Source organism: Sphingomonas natans, from assembly GCF_030546695.1.
Taxonomy (GTDB): Bacteria; Pseudomonadota; Alphaproteobacteria; order Sphingomonadales; family Sphingomonadaceae; genus Sphingomonas_I; species Sphingomonas_I natans.
This window is the reverse complement of the sequence record NZ_JAUOTP010000004.1, coordinates 14991-32266: the sequence shown is the minus strand read 5'-3', so window position 1 is coordinate 32266 and position 17276 is coordinate 14991. Positions and strand designations below refer to the sequence as shown.

The 17276-nt window shown below is 67.9% G+C and carries 19 protein-coding genes; 12 read left to right on the top strand and 7 right to left on the bottom strand.

The window, feature by feature from the left end:
- Nucleotides 1–22: 22 nt before the first annotated feature.
- Nucleotides 23–214 (top strand): zinc-finger domain-containing protein, encoded by a 192-nt coding sequence (locus Q4F19_RS09845; RefSeq protein WP_303542072.1) that lies wholly within the window; start codon nt 23–25, stop codon nt 212–214.
- Here the strand turns inward: Q4F19_RS09845 and Q4F19_RS09840 are convergent.
- On the bottom strand, nt 205–1215 hold the full coding sequence (locus Q4F19_RS09840) for an SDR family oxidoreductase (protein ID WP_303542070.1): 1011 nt from the start codon (nt 1213–1215) through the stop codon (nt 205–207). The two genes, Q4F19_RS09845 and Q4F19_RS09840, sit on opposite strands and share 10 nt — an antisense overlap.
- Before the next feature lie 154 nt (nt 1216–1369).
- Here Q4F19_RS09840 and tldD point away from each other — a divergent pair, with 154 nt between their 5' ends.
- The 7 genes from tldD (at nt 1370) to Q4F19_RS09805 (ending at nt 7259) form a co-directional block, all read left to right on the top strand.
- Entirely contained in the window at nt 1370–2794 is a 1425-nt protein-coding gene (gene tldD, locus Q4F19_RS09835) for a metalloprotease TldD (protein WP_303542068.1), read from the top strand.
- Between the two features lie 126 nt (nt 2795–2920).
- A complete protein-coding gene (locus tag Q4F19_RS09830; RefSeq protein WP_303542065.1) occupies nt 2921–3382 on the top strand; it encodes a MarR family winged helix-turn-helix transcriptional regulator in 462 nt (153 codons plus the stop codon).
- Nucleotides 3369–3764, top strand: coding sequence for a bleomycin resistance protein (locus Q4F19_RS09825; protein ID WP_303542063.1), 396 nt, complete (start codon nt 3369–3371; stop codon nt 3762–3764). Before Q4F19_RS09830 ends, Q4F19_RS09825 begins: the two co-directional genes overlap by 14 nt.
- 224 nt (nt 3765–3988) lie before the next feature.
- Nucleotides 3989–4327: a P-II family nitrogen regulator gene (locus Q4F19_RS09820; protein WP_303542061.1), complete on the top strand. Its 339-nt coding sequence runs from the start codon at nt 3989–3991 to the stop codon at nt 4325–4327.
- Nucleotides 4328–4343: 16 nt separating this feature from the next.
- Complete coding sequence (locus tag Q4F19_RS09815) at nt 4344–5768, top strand: ammonium transporter (RefSeq protein ID WP_303542059.1); 1425 nt, start codon at nt 4344–4346, stop codon at nt 5766–5768.
- Between the two features lie 348 nt (nt 5769–6116).
- A complete protein-coding gene (gene ndk / locus Q4F19_RS09810) occupies nt 6117–6539 on the top strand; it encodes a nucleoside-diphosphate kinase (protein ID WP_303542057.1) in 423 nt (140 codons plus the stop codon).
- A 96-nt stretch (nt 6540–6635) separates the two neighbouring features.
- A complete protein-coding gene (locus tag Q4F19_RS09805) occupies nt 6636–7259 on the top strand; it encodes a TMEM175 family protein (protein ID WP_303542055.1) in 624 nt (207 codons plus the stop codon).
- A gap of 9 nt (nt 7260–7268) precedes the next feature.
- Here the strand turns inward: Q4F19_RS09805 and Q4F19_RS09800 are convergent, their stop codons facing one another.
- From Q4F19_RS09800 to purM, 4 genes are read right to left on the bottom strand one after another with little or no spacing between them, the layout of a single operon-like run.
- Nucleotides 7269–7895: a hypothetical protein gene (locus Q4F19_RS09800; RefSeq protein ID WP_303542053.1), complete on the bottom strand. Its 627-nt coding sequence runs from the start codon at nt 7893–7895 to the stop codon at nt 7269–7271.
- A complete protein-coding gene (locus Q4F19_RS09795) occupies nt 7892–8269 on the bottom strand; it encodes an MmcQ/YjbR family DNA-binding protein (protein WP_303542051.1) in 378 nt (125 codons plus the stop codon). The genes Q4F19_RS09800 and Q4F19_RS09795 overlap by 4 nt, the downstream gene beginning before the upstream one ends.
- Nucleotides 8266–8838, bottom strand: a complete 573-nt coding sequence (purN, locus tag Q4F19_RS09790; RefSeq protein ID WP_303542049.1) for a phosphoribosylglycinamide formyltransferase — start codon at nt 8836–8838, stop codon at nt 8266–8268. The genes Q4F19_RS09795 and purN overlap by 4 nt, the downstream gene beginning before the upstream one ends.
- The gene (purM, locus tag Q4F19_RS09785) at nt 8839–9930 is read right to left on the bottom strand and encodes a phosphoribosylformylglycinamidine cyclo-ligase (RefSeq protein WP_303542047.1); all 1092 of its coding nucleotides are present in this window, start codon (nt 9928–9930) and stop codon (nt 8839–8841) included.
- A 212-nt stretch (nt 9931–10142) separates the two neighbouring features.
- Between purM and Q4F19_RS09780 the strand changes: the two genes are divergently transcribed.
- From Q4F19_RS09780 to Q4F19_RS09765, 4 genes are all read left to right on the top strand, one after another.
- On the top strand, nt 10143–11369 hold the full coding sequence (locus Q4F19_RS09780; protein ID WP_303542045.1) for a heavy-metal-associated domain-containing protein: 1227 nt from the start codon (nt 10143–10145) through the stop codon (nt 11367–11369).
- Nucleotides 11366–11986, top strand: a complete 621-nt coding sequence (locus Q4F19_RS09775) for an HdaA/DnaA family protein (RefSeq protein ID WP_303542044.1) — start codon at nt 11366–11368, stop codon at nt 11984–11986. The genes Q4F19_RS09780 and Q4F19_RS09775 overlap by 4 nt, the downstream gene beginning before the upstream one ends.
- A gap of 63 nt (nt 11987–12049) precedes the next feature.
- The gene (locus tag Q4F19_RS09770; protein ID WP_303542042.1) at nt 12050–14173 is read left to right on the top strand and encodes an RNA degradosome polyphosphate kinase; all 2124 of its coding nucleotides are present in this window, start codon (nt 12050–12052) and stop codon (nt 14171–14173) included.
- 59 nt (nt 14174–14232) lie between these two features.
- Nucleotides 14233–15726 (top strand): Ppx/GppA family phosphatase, encoded by a 1494-nt coding sequence (locus Q4F19_RS09765; RefSeq protein WP_303542040.1) that lies wholly within the window; start codon nt 14233–14235, stop codon nt 15724–15726.
- Between the two features lie 29 nt (nt 15727–15755).
- On the opposite strand, the gene Q4F19_RS09760 is transcribed toward Q4F19_RS09765, so the two are convergent.
- Both Q4F19_RS09760 and rnd read right to left on the bottom strand, forming a co-directional pair.
- The gene (locus Q4F19_RS09760) at nt 15756–16007 is read right to left on the bottom strand and encodes a hypothetical protein (protein ID WP_303542038.1); all 252 of its coding nucleotides are present in this window, start codon (nt 16005–16007) and stop codon (nt 15756–15758) included.
- A gap of 32 nt (nt 16008–16039) precedes the next feature.
- Complete coding sequence (gene rnd / locus Q4F19_RS09755; RefSeq protein WP_303542036.1) at nt 16040–17209, bottom strand: ribonuclease D; 1170 nt, start codon at nt 17207–17209, stop codon at nt 16040–16042.
- Between the last annotated feature and the right edge of the window lie 67 nt (nt 17210–17276).

Genomic DNA, 17276 nt, shown 5'->3' with positions numbered 1-17276 from the left:
CGCTTCGCTATCGGATGGAGCCATGCTTCCCGCCCCCGAAACCGCCCTGGTCACCAGCCCCCGCGTCGCCTGCGACGGCGCGACCGAGATACCGGGCGGCGCGGCGCTCGGCCATCCGCGCGTCTTTCTCGAGATCGACGAGAAGGGCTATGTCGAATGCGGCTATTGCGATCGCCGCTTCATCCTGAAGGGCGGTCCCGCCGATCACGCCTGATCGGCAGGCGGACGGCGCAGGGTAAGGTAGAGCCCGAGCGTCGCCAGCCCACCGAGCGCGGCGATGGCGACGGGGTGACGCCCCGCGCTGCCATAGACGCTGAATCGCCGGCCTGCCTGCCGGCCCGAGCGGATCTCGCCGTCGCGGGTCGGCTCGAACAGATTGTTGCTTTCGGTGCGAGGCTGGTCCTGATCGTCCAGGACCGGCGTGATCAATCCCGACAGGCGATCGACGAGCCCCGGCACATGCTGGCCGATCAACTCGCCCGCGCGGCCGATCCCGCCGACCGTGATCTCGCGCTGGGGATGAATCGCGGCGTGGAGCACGGCCTCGGCGACGAGCTCCGGATCATAAACGGGCGGGGGAATCATCGCCTCGCCGGGCAGGTGGTTCGCGGCGTGCTGCGCGATCGGCGTATCGATGCCGGAGGGCTTGATCAGCGTCACCGAGACGGGCGCATCGGCGGCTGTCAGCTCGGCGCGCAACGAGTCGATGAAGCCCTTGGCGGCGTGCTTCGATGCCGCATAGGCGCCCATGATCGGCGTCTGCAGGTCCGAGACGATCGAGCCGATCGTGATCAGCGCGCCGCCCTGCTTCTGGAGATGGGGCAGGGCCGCCAGCGCGCCGTTGACCACGCCGAAATAATTGGTGCGGAACAGGCGCTCATGCTCGTCGAACGGAGTCTCCACGAGCGGTGCGTAGATCGCGACACCGGCATTGTTCACCCATGTGTCGATCCGCCCGAAGCGGGCGATCGCCGCGTCCGCCGCGGCGGCGACGGCGTCCGGATCGCCGACGTCGGCGGCCGCATGGCCCGCCATCCCGCCGCGCGACTGGATCTCCTGCGCGATCGCGGCCAGCGCCTCCTCGTTGCGCGCGATCAGGAACACGCAGGCGCCGGCCAGCGCGGCGCGGTGCGCTGTCGCCAGGCCGATACCGGAGCTCGCGCCGGTGATGACGATCACCTGCTGTTCGATCGGCTTCAAATGCAGGCGCGTCATTCATGTCTCCTGGGGGCAAGCGAGTTCCGGCGATCGCCGCTTCGCTTGCGTATCGATCCCTCAACCGGTGGCGGAGGCCGCCGTTCCGCCGCGAATTCGGCGGCTTGTCGCGGTTCGGGGTTACGCGCGGCACAGTCCGGCTTATATTCGCTCCATGACCCATCCCGCCGATCCCCGCCGCTTCCTCTATCGCGAACTCGATCCGGAGATGGCGATCCGTCTGACCGGCGACGCGCTGCGCAACTGCGACGATGGCGAACTCTATCTCCAATATATCGCCAGCGAGAGCTTCGGCTTCGATGACGGGCGGCTCAAGACCGCCGATTTCAACACGCAGGCGGGCTTCGGCCTGCGCGGTCTCTCGGGCGAGACGACCGCCTTCGCGCACGCCAACGAGATGAGCGAGGCCGCGATCCGCCGCGCCGCCGAGACGATGACGCTGCTCGACCCGACCAAGACCGGGCGCGGCGCGCCGCCGCGGCGGACCAATGCCGCGCTCTATACGGGCGAGGACCCGCTCTCGGCGATCCCGTTCGCGCGCAAGGTCGCGCTCTGCCAGCAGATCGATGCGGCGGCGCGCGCGCGCGATCCGCGCATCGTCCAGGCGACGGTCGGCCTGTCGGGCTCGTGGAGCGTCGTCGAGATCGTCCGTCCCGACGGCTTCGTCGCGACCGACGTGCGCCCGCTCGTCCGCCTCAATGTCAGCCTCGTCGTCGAGCAGAACGGGCGGCGCGAGACGGGTTTCTTCGGGCTGGGCGGCCGCTATCTCTACGATCGCCTGTTCGAGCCGGCGAGCTGGAACCGCGCGATCGATCAGGCGCTGGCGCAGGCGCTCGTCAATCTCGACAGCGTGCCCGCACCCGCCGGCGAGATGACCGTCGTCTGCGGCCCCGGCTGGCCCGGCGTGCTGCTGCATGAGGCGGTCGGCCACGGGCTGGAAGGCGATTTCAACCGCAAGGGATCGTCCGCCTTCGCCGGCCGGATCGGCGAGCGCGTCGCGGCGCCCGGCGTGACCGTCGTCGACGACGGCTCGATCGCCGATCGCCGCGGCAGCCTCACGATCGACGACGAAGGCACGCCCACGCAGACCAACGTCCTGATCGAGGACGGCATCCTCAAGGGCTATATCCAGGATCGCCTCAACGCGCGGCTGATGGGTGTCGCCCCCACCGGCAATGGCCGTCGCGAGAGCTTCGCGCATGCGCCGATGCCGCGCATGACCAACACCTTCATGTATGGCGGCAAGGACGATCCCGCCGAGATCCTGAGCCGCGTGAAGAACGGAATCTATGCCAAGTCGTTCGGCGGCGGACAGGTCGATATCACGAGCGGCAAGTTCGTCTTCTCCTGCACCGAGGCCTATCGCATCGAGAACGGCAGGCTCGGCGCGCCGATCAAGGGCGCGACGCTCATCGGCGACGGCCCGACCGTGCTGACCAAGGTCGCCGCGATCGGCAACGACATGGAACTGGACGAAGGCGTCGGCATCTGCGGCAAGGGCGGGCAGTCTGTACCGGCCGGCGTCGGCCAGCCGACCCTGCTGATCGAGGGGCTGACGGTGGGCGGCACCGCCGCCTGATCCAAAAGCCCGGGCGCGCCGGCCGATGAGGCGGGCGGCTCTTCTTTCATTCCCAGATAAGGCGGCAACGCGATTGCGAAAATGCGCGCTGTTGACGCAACTAATTTAGTACGCAATGCGTATTGAATGGACGCAATCACCATATCCGAAAGCGACGAAGCCAGGATTGTCCGCGCCGTTCTTCGGCTCGCGCGCCGGCTCCGCCGATCCTCCGCCAGTGCGGCGCTGACCGGCAGCGGGCTGGCGTTGCTCGCCGGGCTTCATCGCGACGGTCCGATGAGCGCGGCGGCGCTCGCGAGCGGCGAGGGGCTTCAGCCGCAGTCGCTGAGCCGGCTGCTGGCGCGCCTGGAGCGAGACGGGTTGATCGATCGGCCAGTCGATCCGCTGGACCGGCGGCGGCAGGTGATCGCGATCACCCGAGCCGGCCGCGCCGCGCTGAACGACGCGATGGCTCTACGGCGCCGGTGGCTGAGCACGGCCGTGGCGGGGCATCTCGCGGGCGCCGAACGGGCGACCTTACTCGCCGCCGCCGAGATCATGCTCAGGATCGCGGCTGCCCCGCAGGAGGACGCGCATGCCACTGGATGAGCCTGTGCTGCTGGCGGCCGAGCCGCAGCTGTTCGTTGGCGACCTGCCCGCGGCGCTGTCTTTCTATCTGGAGCAACTCGGCTTCACGCTCGTCTTTGCCCACGGCAATCCGCCCTTCTACGCGCAGGTCCGCCGGGGTGGCGCGCGGCTCAATCTGCGCGAGGTGCCCGGGCCCGTCTTCTCGCCCGGCTTCCGCCTGCGCGAGCGCGACGCTCTGTCCGCGACGATCACCGTCGAGGACATCGACGCGCTGGCCCGCGACTATGATGCCGCCGGCATTGACTGGCACCAGCGGCCGAGGACCGAGCCGTGGGGCGCACGCACCTGCATCGTCCGCGATCCGGATGGCAATCTGATCGCGTTCGCGGGCGATCCGGGCTGAGCGACTGCCGCGTCGCGGAATGCGCGCGCGCCGGCCGATCCACGATGACAAGCGCATGACAGCGTTGCACGTTTTTTGTGCAATCCTTCAAACCTGCCTAAGCCTCGGGCTGGTTTTGCGCGGATTCCTGCGTAGCGGATAGGCTTGCGCATCCTCACCGCCCTTGGACTGTGTCTGGCACGCTTATTGCGTCGCAGCATAGCAACAACAGGCAGGGAGGCCCGATGAAACTCGTCATTGCCATCATAAAGCCGTTCAAGCTCGACGAAGTGCGCGAGGCTCTGTCCGCGCTCGGCGTCCAGGGCATGACGGTCACGGAGGTCAAGGGGTTCGGCCGTCAGAAGGGCCAGACCGAGATCTACCGTGGTGCCGAGTACAGCACCAACATGGTGCCGAAGATCAAGGTGGAGGTGGCCTGCGCCACCGATCTCGCCCCGCGGGTCGTGGAATCGATCCAGCAGGCGGCCAACACCGGCGCGATCGGCGACGGCAAGATCTTCGTGGTCGATCTCGGCCAGGTGGTGCGCATCCGCACCGGCGAGACCGACGAAACGGCTCTCTGAGCGACAAGGGGGACACATGAAGCTTTCCAACAAACTGGGGGGTGCCGCGGCCGGCCTGATCGCCGCGCTCGCCACCGCCCCCGCTCTCGCAGCGGATCTGATCAAGGCCCCGACCGCGGCGCAGATGGCGACGATGGTCAACAAGGGCGACACGACCTGGATGCTGATCTCGTCGGCGCTCGTGCTGCTGATGTCGGTGCCCGCGCTCGCTTTGTTCTACGGCGGCCTCGTCCGCACCAAGAACATGCTCTCGGTGCTGATGCAGGTGCTGATGGTCGTCTCGGTCGCCAGCCTCGTCTGGGTCTGCTGGGGCTATTCGGAAGCCTTCACGAGCGGTGGCACGAACCACTTCTTCGGCGGCCTCTCGAAGGCCTTCCTGAAGGGCGTCGACGGCACGACGATGGCCGCGACCTTCTCGAACAACGTCTATATCCCCGAATATGCCTTCGTGATCTTCCAGATGACCTTCGCCTGCATCACGCCGGCGCTGATCGTCGGAGCCTTCGCGGAGCGCGTGAAGTTCACGCCGCTGATGATCTTCGTCGTCGCCTGGCTGACGCTCGTCTACTTCCCGATCGCGCACTGCGTCTGGTATTGGGCCGGCCCGGACTTCCTGCCCGATAGCCCGACCGATTATGGCTATCTCTGGGGCCTGGGCGCGCTCGATTTCGCCGGTGGTACCGTCGTGCACATCAATGCGGGCATCGCCGGCCTCGTCGGCTGCCTCGTGATCGGCAAGCGTCTCGGCTACAAGACCGAGCCGATGCCGCCGCACTCGCTGACGATGACGATGATCGGCGCCTCCCTGCTGTGGGTGGGCTGGTTCGGCTTCAACGCCGGCTCCAACCTCGAAGCCAATGGCGTGACGGGCGTCGCGTTCATCAACACCTATGTCGCGACGGCCGCTGCCGCCGTGGCCTGGGCGGTGATCGAGCAGATCGTCCACGGCAAGCCTTCGCTGCTGGGTGCCGCTTCGGGTGCCGTCGCCGGCCTCGTCGCGATCACGCCCGCATCGGGTTACGCCGCGCCGATGACGTCGATCGTCCTCGGCTTCCTCGTCTCGATCATCTGCTTCTTCTTCGTCACCACGGTGAAGAACAAGCTCGGCTATGACGACAGCCTCGACGTGTTCGGCGTCCACTGCATCGGCGGTATCGTCGGCGCGCTGGGCACCGCGGTCGTCGCTTCGCCGGCGCTCGGCGGGCAGGGCTATTTCGACTACACCGTCTTCCCGGCCGGCTTCCATCCGGAGGCCTACAGCATCTCGGCGCAGCTGGTCACGCAGCTCAAGGCCGTGCTGCTGACCCTGGTCTGGTCGGGCGGCGTTTCGGCGGTCCTGTTCCTCGCGCTCAAATACACGATCGGGCTTCGTCCGACCGCGGATGTCGAGCATGACGGTCTCGACATCTCCGAGCATGGCGAACGCGCCTACAACTACTGACAAGATCGGAGGGCGGGCCCGCAGAAGCCCGTCCTCCCCACCAGGTTCCTCCTGCGAACGACTTGGCCGGCGAGGCAACTCGCCGGCCATTTTTTTCGAGGGACGGTGCCCATCATCCGCTGAACGTCCTCTTTCCGCTCATCCTGAGGAGCCACTGAGCCTGGCGAAGTGGTGTCTCGAAGGACTTGCCCCAGGGCGACCGTCCTTCGAGACGGGCCTTCGACTTCGCTCAGTCCCTCCTCAGGATGAGCGGGTTGGGTGACGTGGAAGCGGGGCAGGTTGCCTCCCCCGCGCTCTCCCGCTAGAGGCGCGCCCATTCTACACCTTCAGCACGGAGACCGCTCGGCCATGACGACCGAACGCACCTTTTCGATCATCAAGCCCGACGCGACGCGCCGCAACCTGACCGGCGCGGTCACCAAGATGCTGGAGGAAGCCGGCCTGCGCGTCGTCGCCTCGAAGCGCATCCACATGACCCGCGAGCAGGCCGAGGGCTTCTACGGCGTCCACAAGGAGCGCCCCTTCTTCGCCGATCTCGTCGGCTTCATGATCTCCGGACCCGTCGTCGTGCAGGTGCTCGAGGGCGAGGACGCCGTCGCCGCCAACCGCAAGGTGATGGGCGCGACCAACCCGGCCAATGCCGAGCCGGGCACGATCCGCAAGGAGCTCGCCGAGTCGATCGAGGCCAATTCGGTCCACGGTTCGGACAGCGCCGAGAATGCGGCGATCGAGATCGCCTTCTTCTTCCAGCCCGAAGAAATCGTCGGCTGAATCCGGGCGGGGGCTTCGGCCGCCGCTACGTGATGAACGGGGGCGGCGCTTGCGAGCGTCGCCCTTCTTCGTAGGATGTGCCGGGGGAACCGGCACATGCATGACTCGCGGCTCGAGCGACTCGTCTTCTTTTCCGATGCCGTGATCGCGATCGCGATCACCCTGCTCGTCATCGAGATCCACGTGCCGCACCTGACGACCGACGCCGGCTGGCGGCCCGCGGCGGAAGCGTTGCGCCACCTCGTCCCGCAGTTCACCGGCTATGTCGTCAGCTTCCTCGCGATCGGCAGCTTCTGGGCGCTCCACCACCGGATCTTCGGTCTGGTCGAACGCTACGACAACAGCTTCGTCTGGCCGAACCTGCATCTGTTGCTGCTGATCGCGTTCATCCCGTTCGCGACCGCGTTCATGAGCAACAATATGGGCCAGATCGCGACCCATCTCTTCTACACCGCGACGCTCTTCGTGGCCGGTCTGTGCCAGGTCCGGCTCGGCCACCGGGTTTTGCAGCGGCGCTTCGTCGGCGCGCAGGTCGATCCCGCCGAGCTGGTCCGGCTGCGCCGCCGCCTGTTCGCGCTGCCGATCACGGCCGTGATCGCCTCGGTCGTCGCCTGGCTCGCGCCGTCGTTCAGCAATCTGGCGATGGGCCTCCTGCCGTTGCTCGTCTGGCTGCTGATGAGGAGGCCCGTCAGCGAGAGCGACATCGCCCGGCTCGCCTGAGCCGTACCGTCAGCTGAACGTGCGCTTCGCGGCCACGTCGAGCATCTTGTCGCCCGCGGCCCCCGCCGGCGCGGTGCCGCTGCGCGACAGTCCGCGCAGCTTGATCGTCGTGCCCGCGAGGAAGCCGTGGCCGAGCGTATAGCCGACCGAATAGAGCGCATTGTCCTGATGCTCGACGCCATCGACGAGGAAATGCGTCGTGATCAGCACGGGCAGGCGCTGGTCGCCCGGCGCGCGCTTGTTCGCCTTGGCCTTCTCCAGCGCCTCGGTCAGCCCTTTCTCGAACCAGTCGCGCTCGATCCGCGCGTCGCCCGTCGTCTCGACCGGGGAGACGCCGAGGGCGGCGGGAAAGCGGATCGTCTGCGCCTGGATCGTCTGCGTGTCGTCGCGCGGCACGAGCGTCAGCAGATTGCCGTCCTTGGCCACGCTCGCCTTCAGCACGAGCAGTTCGGCCGCGCGCGCGGTCCGCGCTTCGCTCGTCGCCTGCTCGGCCTCGGCATGCGTGCGCTCGCGATAGCTGTTCCACAAAGCGGCGCCCGAGATGACGACGCCGGCGATCGCGAGCAATTCGCCGAGATTGAGCCAGCGGCGGCGGACGCGCGCGGCTTCCTTCTTTTCGTCCGGCACGTCGCTCATTCCGGTCCCATCCCCACCAGCTTCGCCGGCGCCACCAGGCGCCAGCTCGCCGCGACGCGATCGGCGATATGCCCCCAATCGCTGCCCGGCTGATCGGTCCTTATCGCGATCCAGCCTGAATGGCCGATGTAGGCGGGGCGATAGTAGAGATCGGGGTCGGCCTCGATGAGCATCGCCTGCTCGTCGGGTCCGCTCGTCTTGACCATCACCGCGGTCTCGTTGTCCCGATGATGATCGTGCCAATATTGGGCGAAGACCTTGCCCTTCTCGATAGAGAAGATGGGCTGGCCGTGGCTGATCTTCTCGACCGCGCGGGGCAGCGCGAGCGCGATCGCGCGGAGCTTCTCCAGATCCCCTGCGGGATCCGGGCTCACCGCCGGATGAGCTCCGCAAGCGCAGCCGGATAGAGCTTATGCTCCTCGATCAGCACGCGCGTCGCCAAAGCCTCGGCATCGTCGCCCTCCAGGATCGGCACTTCGGCCTGCGCGAGGATCGGCCCGTCGTCGAGCGCCTCCGTGACGAGGTGGACGGTGCAGCCGTGGCGCGCATCGCCCGCATCCAGCGCGCGCTGGTGCGTGTCGAGCCCCTTGTAGAGCGGCAGCAAAGACGGATGGATATTGACCATGCGACCGGCCCAGCCCGCGACGAACCCCGGAGACAGCAGTCGCATATAGCCTGCCAGCGCGACATATTCGACGCTCGCATCGCGCAGCGCGCCATCGACGAGCGTGTCGAAGGCGACGCGCGTCATCCCCTTGTGGTTGATCGCGAAGGTCGGGATGCCGTTGGCGGCGGCGAAGGCGAGCCCCGCCGCATCGGGCACGTTCGAGACGACGAGCACGACCTCATAGGGGCTGTCCGGCGCGTGCGAGGCCTCGACGAGCGACGCCATGTTCGAGCCGCGCCCCGAGATCAGGATGCCGACGCGCGCCTTGCCCGACATTCAGGCCTCGTGCGTCGCGCGCCACGCGCCGCGCGCGCTCCACGTCTCGTCCGCGCCGAACACGGTGCAGCCGCGCGTGCCCTCGACGATCCGGCCGACCGTGAACACGGTCTCGCCCGCCGATTCCAGATTGTGGATGACGTCGGCGGCGGCATCCGGGCGGACCGCGGCGATCAGGCCGATCCCGCAGTTGAAGGTGCGCGCCATCTCCTCCGGCTCGATCTGCCCCTGCGCCTGCAGGAACGCCATCAGCCGCGACTGCGGCCACGAATCGGCGTCGATCTCGGCGTGGAGCCCCTCGGGCAGCACGCGCGGCACATTTTCGAGCAGCCCGCCGCCGGTGATGTGCGCGAGCGCACCGATCTGGCGCGCGCGGACCATCGGCAGCACGCTCTTCACGTAGATCCGCGTCGGCTCCATCAGCCAGTCGATCAGCAGGCGATCCTGATCGAAGAGGGCGGGGCGATCGAGCTTCCAGCCCTTGTCGGCGGCGAGCTTGCGGACGAGCGAATAGCCGTTGGAATGGACGCCCGACGAGGCGAGGCCGAGCAGCAGATCGCCCGCCTGGACGCGATCACCGACCAGCACGTTCGCGCGCTCGACCGCGCCGACCGCGAAGCCGGCGAGATCATAATCGCCTTCCTGATACATGCCGGGCATCTCGGCGGTCTCGCCGCCGATCAGCGCGCAGCCGGCGATGCGGCAGCCCTCGGCAATGCCGGCGATGACCTTTTCGGCGACGCCGTTGTCGAGCCGGCCGGTCGCGAAATAATCGAGGAAGAACAAGGGTTCGGCGCCCTGCACGATCAGATCGTTGACGCACATCGCGACGAGATCGATGCCGACCGTCTCGTGCCGACCGCTGTCGATCGCGAGCTTAAGCTTCGTGCCGACGCCGTCATTCGCGGCGACGAGCAAGGGATCGTCATAGCCCGCGGCCTTCAGATCGAAGAAGCCGCCGAAGCCGCCCAGTTCGGCATCGGCGCCCGGCCGGCGCGTCGCGCGCGCGAGCGGCGCGATCGCCTTGATCAGCGCATTGCCGCCGGCGATCGAGACGCCGGCCTTGGCGTAGGTGTAGCTGTCGTCGGCCATTCGATCTCCGTGCGGTACAATCATGGTCCGTTTGGTTCGAGCAGCTTCGAGCGAAGTCGAGAAGCGTCCGTCGAGAACTTCTCGACTTCGATCTCGACGAGCTCGATCTCCGCTCGAAGCGAACGGGTGAGGATGGGTCGCCCGTAGCGGGCGGGCTCGTTTAACGCCATCGCCTCTTGGCACAGGCACGGCAACTCGCCAGAAGGCCAAGCGTGACGATCGTCCGCCGAAATCCCCTGCTCGCTGGTTTCCTCGCGGCGATGTTCGTCGTGGCGTTCGGTCTCGCGACGCTTCTGCGCGCCCAGATCGAGGGCAATGATCGCGGCGTGCCGCCGATCGACAGCTCCGCCAATTACGAGGTCGGCGGCGTCCAGGTCGATGTCACCGCCAAGACATCCGAGCAGGCGCGCAGCTTCGGCTGGCGGCTGGCGCAGCGCAAGGCGTGGAAGCTGCTGTGGGGCCGCGCCAACGGCCAGCCCGCCGAATCCGCGCCGGGCCTGCCCGATGGCACGCTCGATGCGATCACCGCCGGCATCTCGGTGGAAGACGAGGAGATCGGCGCGCATCGCTATATCGCGCGCCTCGGCGTGCTGTTCGATCGCGGCCGCGCGGGCGATCTGCTGGGCGCGCGCGGCGGCGGGCCGCGCTCGGCGCCGATGCTCGTGATTCCCGTCATGTGGTCGGGCGGCGTCGCGCAGAGCTTCGAAAAGAAGACCGAGTGGCAGAAGGCCTGGGCGCGCTTCCGCTCGGGCGGCAGCCCGATCGATTATGTCCGACCCGTCGGCACGGGCATCGATCCGCTGGTCCTGAACATCGCGCAGGCGGGCCGCCCCGGACGCGGCCAGTGGCGGACCCTGCTCGAACAATATGGCGCGGCCGATGTCGTCGTGCCGACCGTCCAGATCGTGCGCCGCTGGCCCGGCGGACCGGTGCTCGCGCATTTCAAGGCGATCCACGGCCCGGACGGCGAGGTGATCGCGCGCTTCGATCTCGCCGCCGCCGACAGCCGCGGCCTGCCCGCGATGCTCGACGAAGGCGTACGGCGGATCGACGAGGCGCTGTCCGCCGCGCTGCGCGCAGGCGGCCTGATCAGCGATCCGAGCCTGCTCGCCGAGCCCGCGCCGATCGAAGCGCTGCCCGAAGATCAGGGCATCGTCGAAGGCGATGTCGCGCCGACCGAGGCCGCGACCTCGCTCGCCCCCGCGCAGACGCTCAGCCTGCAGGTCGATACGCCCGACGATGCCGCCCGCGCCGCGATCGAGGCGCAGTTGCGCGGCGTCCTCGGCGTGCGATCGGTGACCACCACCAGCCTCGCGCTCGGCGGCGTCTCGGTGGTGCGGGTCGAATATGAAGGCGATGCCGCCGCGCTTCGGGCGGCGCTCGCCCCGCGCGGCCTCGCCCTCGACGAAGGGCTGAGACTGCGACGGTCCGTCCCGTGAGCCAGATCGCGCTCCCGCTCGACTGGCCCGAAGGCAGCGAGGAGCGCGATTTCATCGTTACCCCCGCGAACGAACCCATCGTCCGTCATTTCCAGCATTGGTCGCTCTGGCCCGTCATGGCGACGATGCTGACCGGCCCGCGCAAATCGGGACGCTCGCTGCTCGGCCGGATCGTCGCGGCGCAGACGGGCGGCGAGCTGATCGATCCGGGCGAGGATGCCGACGAGGAAGCGATCTTCCACGCCTGGAACCGCGCGCAGGGCCAGCGCCGCCCGCTGATCATCGTCGTCGATGCGCCGCCGCCCGCCTGGGACATCGCCTTGCCCGATCTGCGCTCGCGAATGATGGCGACGCCCGTCGTCGCGATGCCCGAGCCCGACGAGGCGCTGGCGTCGATGCTGATCGAGAAGCTGTGCCACCTGCGCGGGCTCGCCGCCTCGCCCGAGCTGATTCGCTATGTCGTGCCGCGGATCGAGCGCAGTTTTCTCGGCATCCACCGCACGATGGACGCGCTGGACGAGCTTGCGCTCCAGCGCCGGCAGGCTCTGACCGTGCCGCTGGCGCGCCGGGCATTGATTACGCTCGGCGTCATCGACGAGTCGCAGGCGGGCGGCTAAAAGGCGCGGATGGATCATCCCGGAAGTATCATCAGCGCCAGCGCCAGCGAAGACCGCGGCGAAATGCCCCAGTCCCCGATCGGGCTGAAGGACCGCTATTTCAATCGCGAGCTTTCGTGGATCGCGTTCAACGAGCGCGTGCTGGAGGAAGCCTGCAATCCGGCGCACCCGCTGCTGGAGCGGCTGCGGTTCCTCTCGATCTCCGGCAACAATCTCGACGAATTCTTCATGGTCCGCGTCGCGGGCCTGAAGGGCCAGCAATTGCAGGCGATCGAGGATCGCTCGCCCGACGGGCTGACGCCGGTCCAGCAGCTCGCCGCGATCGCGCATGCCGCCGATCAGCTGACCGACGTCCAGCAGACCGTATGGATCGCGCTGCGCAATTCGCTGCGCGAGGCGGGCATCCACGTGCTGGACGTGCGCGACATCACCGGCGAGATCGCCGACATTTGCGAGGCCAATTTCCGCGAGCAGATCTTTCCGATCCTGACCCCGCAGGCGCTGGATCCGTCGCATCCGTTCCCGTTCGTGCCCAACAAAGGCTTCGTGCTGCTGTTCGATCTCAAGCGCCTGTCCGATGGCGAGCCGACGCGCGAATTGCTGATGCTCCCCGCGACGGCGAAGCGCTTCTTCCGGCTGCCGGGCGAGCCGGCGCGCTACGTCGCGATCGAGACGCTGATCCGCCGCTTCACCAACGTGATTTTCCCCGGCTTCGAACTGCTCGGCGAGACCAGCTTCCGCGTGATCCGCGACAGCGACATCGAGGTCGAGGAAGAAGCCGAGGATCTCGTCCTCTTCTTCAAGACCGCGATCAAGCGCCGCCGCCGCGGCCGCGTGATCCGCCTCGAGCCCAATCCGAACATGCCCGAGGCGCTGGCCAGCCTCGTCCGCGAGGAATTTGGCGAGATCGATCAGGTCATCGTCGACACGCAGGAATTCCTCGGCATCACCGATCTCGCCCAGCTCGTCGACGAGGAGCGGCCCGATCTAAAATGGCCGCCCTTCACGCCGCGCTTCCCGGAGCGCGTGCGCGAGTTCGGCGGGGATTGCTTCGCCGCGATCCGCTCGAAGGACCTGCTCGTCCATCACCCCTATGAGACGTTCGACGTCGTCTTGGCCTTCCTGATGCAGGCGGCGGCCGATCCCGATGTCGTCGCGATAAAGCAGACGCTCTATCGTGCGGGCAAGCAGTCGGCTGTCATCCGCGCGCTGATCGACGCCGCCGAGGCGGGCAAGTCGGTGACCGCGGTGGTCGAGCTCAAGGCCCGCTTCGACGAGGAGCAGAATCTCGCCTGGGCCGATCAGCTCGAGCGCGCGGGCGTCCAGGTCGTCTATGGCTTCATCGACTGGAAGACGCACGCCAAGGTTTCGATGGTCGTGCGGCGCGAGGGCGAGAATTTCCGCACCTACTGCCATTTCGGCACGGGCAATTATCACCCGATCACCGCGCGCATCTATACCGATCTCAGCTTCTTCACCGCCGATCCGCGCGCCGGGCTCGATGCCGCGCAACTGTTCAATTACGTGACCGGCTATGTCGAACCCGCCGATCTCAAGATGCTCACGCTCTCGCCGCACGGCCTGCGCGACAAGCTCTCGGACCTGATCGACGACGAGATCGATCATGCGCGCGAAGGCCGCGACGGCGCGGTCTGGGCCAAGCTCAACAGCCTCGTCGATCCCGCGATCATCGAGAAGCTCTATCGCGCGAGCGCGGCGGGCGTGCAGGTCGATCTCGTCGTGCGCGGCATCTGCTGCCTTCGCCCGGGCGTGCCGGGCCTGTCCGATAATATCCGTGTGAAATCGGTCGTCGGCCGCTTCCTCGAACATAGCCGGATCATGGTCTTCGGCAACGGCGCGGGCCTCCCCAATCCCGATGCGAAGGTCTTCATCTCGTCGGCCGACTGGATGCCGCGCAACTTCGATCGCCGCGTCGAATATCTGCTGCCGATCGAGAATGAGACGGTCCACGCCCAGATCCTCGATCAGGTGATGGTCGCCAATTTCATCGACGACGAGCAAAGCTGGAACCTGCTGCCCGACGGCCGCTACGAACGATTGAAGCCGAGCGATCGCCCGTTCAATCTCCACCGCTATTTCATGACCAACCCGTCTTTGTCGGGCCGCGGTGCCGCGCTCAAGCGGTCCGGCGGCAAGGTGCCGAAGCTCACATTGCGTCGTTCCTGAGCCGTGACGACCACCTTCCGGTTTGCGGGCCGGCCAATCGCCGCTAGGTTCGCATGCGCATGACGTCGATTCCCTTCTTCCGGGCCGCGACGTCGCGGGCCCAGGGGCCTGTCGGCATCATCGATATCGGCTCCAACTCGGTTCGCCTCGTCATCTACGAGGGCGCGAACCGGATGCCCTCGATCCTGTTCAACGAAAAGATCATGGCGGGCCTGGGCCGCGGCCTTGCCAAATCGGGCGCGCTCGATCCGCAGGCGGTGGAGCGCGCGCTCGTCGCCTTGGCCCGCTTCAAGCGGCTCGCCGAGGATATGGGCGCCGCCTCGCTGCGCACCGTCGCTACCGCCGCGGTGCGCGATGCGAGCAACGGCAAGGACTTCATCGCGCGCCTGTCGGCGATCGGCCTGCCCGTGGAGCTGCTGCCCGGGCACGAGGAAGCGGCGCTGGCCGGACATGGCGTGCTCGCCGCGATCCCCGATGCGGACGGCCTCGTCGGCGATCTCGGCGGCGGAAGCCTCGAACTCGCGCCCGTCGCCGATGGCGAAGTGGGCGAGGGCGTCTCGATCCCGTTCGGCGTTCTGCGCATCGCGGCGATGAAGGCGCACACCGCGCGCGATCTGGAGCGCGCGGTCGTCGCGGCGCTGATCAAGGCGGGCTGGACCGGTGCGCCCGTGGACAGGCCTTTCTATCTCGTCGGCGGCTCGTGGCGCGCGCTTGCGCGGCTGCACATGGCGCTGTCCAGCTTCCCGCTGCCGATCATCCACCAATATCAGATCGATCCGGGCGAGGCGGTGCGGCTCGTCCGCTCGCTCAGCCAACTCGATCCCAAGCGCGTCAAGAATGTCGGCGGAATCTCCTCGTCGCGCGTCCCCGCGCTCCCGCACGCGGCGCAATTGCTCGCGGTGCTCGTCCGCCTGCTCAAGCCCTCGGTGCTGATCGTCTCGGCCTACGGCCTGCGCGAAGGCCTGCTCCACCGCAGCCTGCCCGCCGACGTGCGCGCGCAGGATCCCCTGATCTGCGCCGCGCGCGAGGAGGGCGTCCGCCAGGGCCGCTTCCCCGAACATGGCGACCTGCTCGATCGCTGGATCGCGCCGTTGTTCCACGCCGCGCCCGCCGATCATGCGCGGCTGCGCCACGCCGCCTGCCTGCTCGCCGATGTCGGCTGGCGCGCACATCCGGAGTTTCGCGCCGAGCGCGGCTTCGAGACCGCGATCCACGGCCATTGGGTCGCGATCGACGCGGCCGGGCGCGGCATGCTCGGCCAGTCGCTCTTCACGCATTTCGGCGGGGAGGGCGTGCCGCATATCGTAAGCGACCTGCTCGACGACGAGACGATCGCCGCCGCGCGCCGCTGGGGTCTCGCGATGCGGCTCGGGCAGAGGCTGTCGGGCGGCGTCGCCGGGCCGCTGGAATCGAGCAAGCTCACCATCGACGGTGCGACGCTCCGGCTCGAGCTCGCCGGCGGCGATGTCGCGCTCTACGGCGAGGCGGTCGAACGCCGCCACCGCCTGCTCGCCGAATCCTTCGGCCTGAAGCCCACGCTCACCTCGAACTGAGCCGAGCGGCCAGCGACCGCGGGCGCCGTCTAATGCGGGCAGGGCGTGAAGAGGCCCTTGCTGTCGGTGCACAGTCGCGTCCTGCGCGTCGTGCCGGCGGTGAGGGTCGTCCGCATAGCCGTCGGCGGCTTTCTGACCGCGAAGCTCTCGGTCTCCTGCGCGGGGGCGCTGCTCAGGATCGCGCGCGCGGTGCGGTTGGCGCCGTGCGGGCAAGGGGTGAACAGCCCCTTGCTGTCGCGGCAGAGCGGCGCGGCGGTCGCGCCTTGAGCCAACGCGACCATAGCCGCCGCAGCGGCGATGGCCCGCAGACCGCTCAAACGATGACCTCGCTCATCACCATCTTGCCGCTCTTCACGCTGAAGCCCAGTCGCCCTTCGACGAGCGCCAGAGCATCCTTGCCGAACACATCGTTGCGCCAGCCGGTGAGGATGGCAAGCCCCTCGCGCTGGCCGGCGGCCAGCGCGTCGATCTCGTCGGTGCGCGCGATCAGGCGCGGCGCGACATCCGCATCCTTGGCGCGGACCTTGAGCAGCAGCTTGAGCAGATCCGCGACGAGCGCGCCGTCCTTGCCGAGGCCCGGGCGGCGATCCTCGCGCGGCGGCATCTCCGCCTCGGTCATCGCCGTCGCCGCCTCGATCGCGCCGAGCAGCCGCGCGCCGATGTCGTTGCCCGCCCAGCTCGCGGCGAGCCCACGCACCTTGGCGAGATCGCCCTGTGTGCGCGGCGGGTGCGCGGCGAGATCGGCGATCGTCTCGTCCTTGATCAGCCGTCCGCGCGGCAGATTCTTCTTGCGCGCCTCGCGCTCGCGGAAGGCGGCGATCGCCTTCAGGCGGCCCAGCACCTCGGGCTTGCGGCTCGGCACCTTGATGCGCTGCCATGCCTGATCGGGATCGTTCACATAATTGGCGGGATCGGCGATGCGCTCCATCTCCTGGTCCAGCCAGGCGCCGCGCCCGGTCGTGCGCAGCTTGTCGAGCATGCGCGGGAAGATGTCGGAGAGATAGGTGACGTCGCCGATCGCATAATCGATCTGGCGCTTGTCGAGCGGGCGGCGGCTCCAGTCGGTGAAGCGCGCGCCCTTGTCCAGCTTCACGCCGGTCATGCTCTCGACGAGGTTCGAATAGCCGACCTGCTCGCCCATCCCCATCGCCATCGCCGCGATCTGCGTGTCGAACAGAGGGTGCGGCGTCTTGCCGGTGAGATTGTGGACGATCTCGATATCCTGGCCGCCCGCATGGACGACCTTCAGCACGTCCTCATTCTCGGTCATCAGATCGAGCAGGGGCTTCAGGTCGATCCCCGGCGCCATCGGATCGATCGCCGCCGCCTCGTTGCGATCGGCGATCTGGACGAGGCAGAGCTCGGGCCAATAGGTGTTCTCGCGCATGAACTCCGTGTCGACCGCGACGAAATCGCTCTTGGCGAGCCGCTCGCAGAGCGCGGTGAGCGTGGCAGTATCGGAAATCAACGGATGGATGTGCATCTGCAGGCCTTATCGCAACCTTACCGCAACACAAAGCGTCAGAGCGCTTCCGTAAGGTGCCGTCGCT

Excerpts from the sequence above, each read along its gene's own strand:
- Q4F19_RS09845 (WP_303542072.1), top strand. The coding sequence starts at position 23 with ATGCTTCCCGCCCCCGAAACCGCCCTGGTCACCAGCCCCCGCGTCGCC.
- Q4F19_RS09840 (WP_303542070.1), bottom strand. The coding sequence starts at position 1,215 with ATGACGCGCCTGCATTTGAAGCCGATCGAACAGCAGGTGATCGTCATC.
- tldD (WP_303542068.1), top strand. The coding sequence starts at position 1,370 with ATGACCCATCCCGCCGATCCCCGCCGCTTCCTCTATCGCGAACTCGAT.
- Q4F19_RS09830 (WP_303542065.1), top strand. The coding sequence starts at position 2,921 with ATGGACGCAATCACCATATCCGAAAGCGACGAAGCCAGGATTGTCCGC.
- Q4F19_RS09825 (WP_303542063.1), top strand. The coding sequence starts at position 3,369 with ATGCCACTGGATGAGCCTGTGCTGCTGGCGGCCGAGCCGCAGCTGTTC.
- Q4F19_RS09820 (WP_303542061.1), top strand. The coding sequence starts at position 3,989 with ATGAAACTCGTCATTGCCATCATAAAGCCGTTCAAGCTCGACGAAGTG.
- Q4F19_RS09815 (WP_303542059.1), top strand. The coding sequence starts at position 4,344 with ATGAAGCTTTCCAACAAACTGGGGGGTGCCGCGGCCGGCCTGATCGCC.
- ndk (WP_303542057.1), top strand. The coding sequence starts at position 6,117 with ATGACGACCGAACGCACCTTTTCGATCATCAAGCCCGACGCGACGCGC.
- Q4F19_RS09805 (WP_303542055.1), top strand. The coding sequence starts at position 6,636 with ATGCATGACTCGCGGCTCGAGCGACTCGTCTTCTTTTCCGATGCCGTG.
- Q4F19_RS09800 (WP_303542053.1), bottom strand. The coding sequence starts at position 7,895 with ATGAGCGACGTGCCGGACGAAAAGAAGGAAGCCGCGCGCGTCCGCCGC.
- purN (WP_303542049.1), bottom strand. The coding sequence starts at position 8,838 with ATGTCGGGCAAGGCGCGCGTCGGCATCCTGATCTCGGGGCGCGGCTCG.
- purM (WP_303542047.1), bottom strand. The coding sequence starts at position 9,930 with ATGGCCGACGACAGCTACACCTACGCCAAGGCCGGCGTCTCGATCGCC.
- Q4F19_RS09770 (WP_303542042.1), top strand. The coding sequence starts at position 12,050 with ATGCCCCAGTCCCCGATCGGGCTGAAGGACCGCTATTTCAATCGCGAG.
- Q4F19_RS09765 (WP_303542040.1), top strand. The coding sequence starts at position 14,233 with ATGACGTCGATTCCCTTCTTCCGGGCCGCGACGTCGCGGGCCCAGGGG.
- Q4F19_RS09760 (WP_303542038.1), bottom strand. The coding sequence starts at position 16,007 with ATGGTCGCGTTGGCTCAAGGCGCGACCGCCGCGCCGCTCTGCCGCGAC.
- rnd (WP_303542036.1), bottom strand. The coding sequence starts at position 17,209 with ATGCACATCCATCCGTTGATTTCCGATACTGCCACGCTCACCGCGCTC.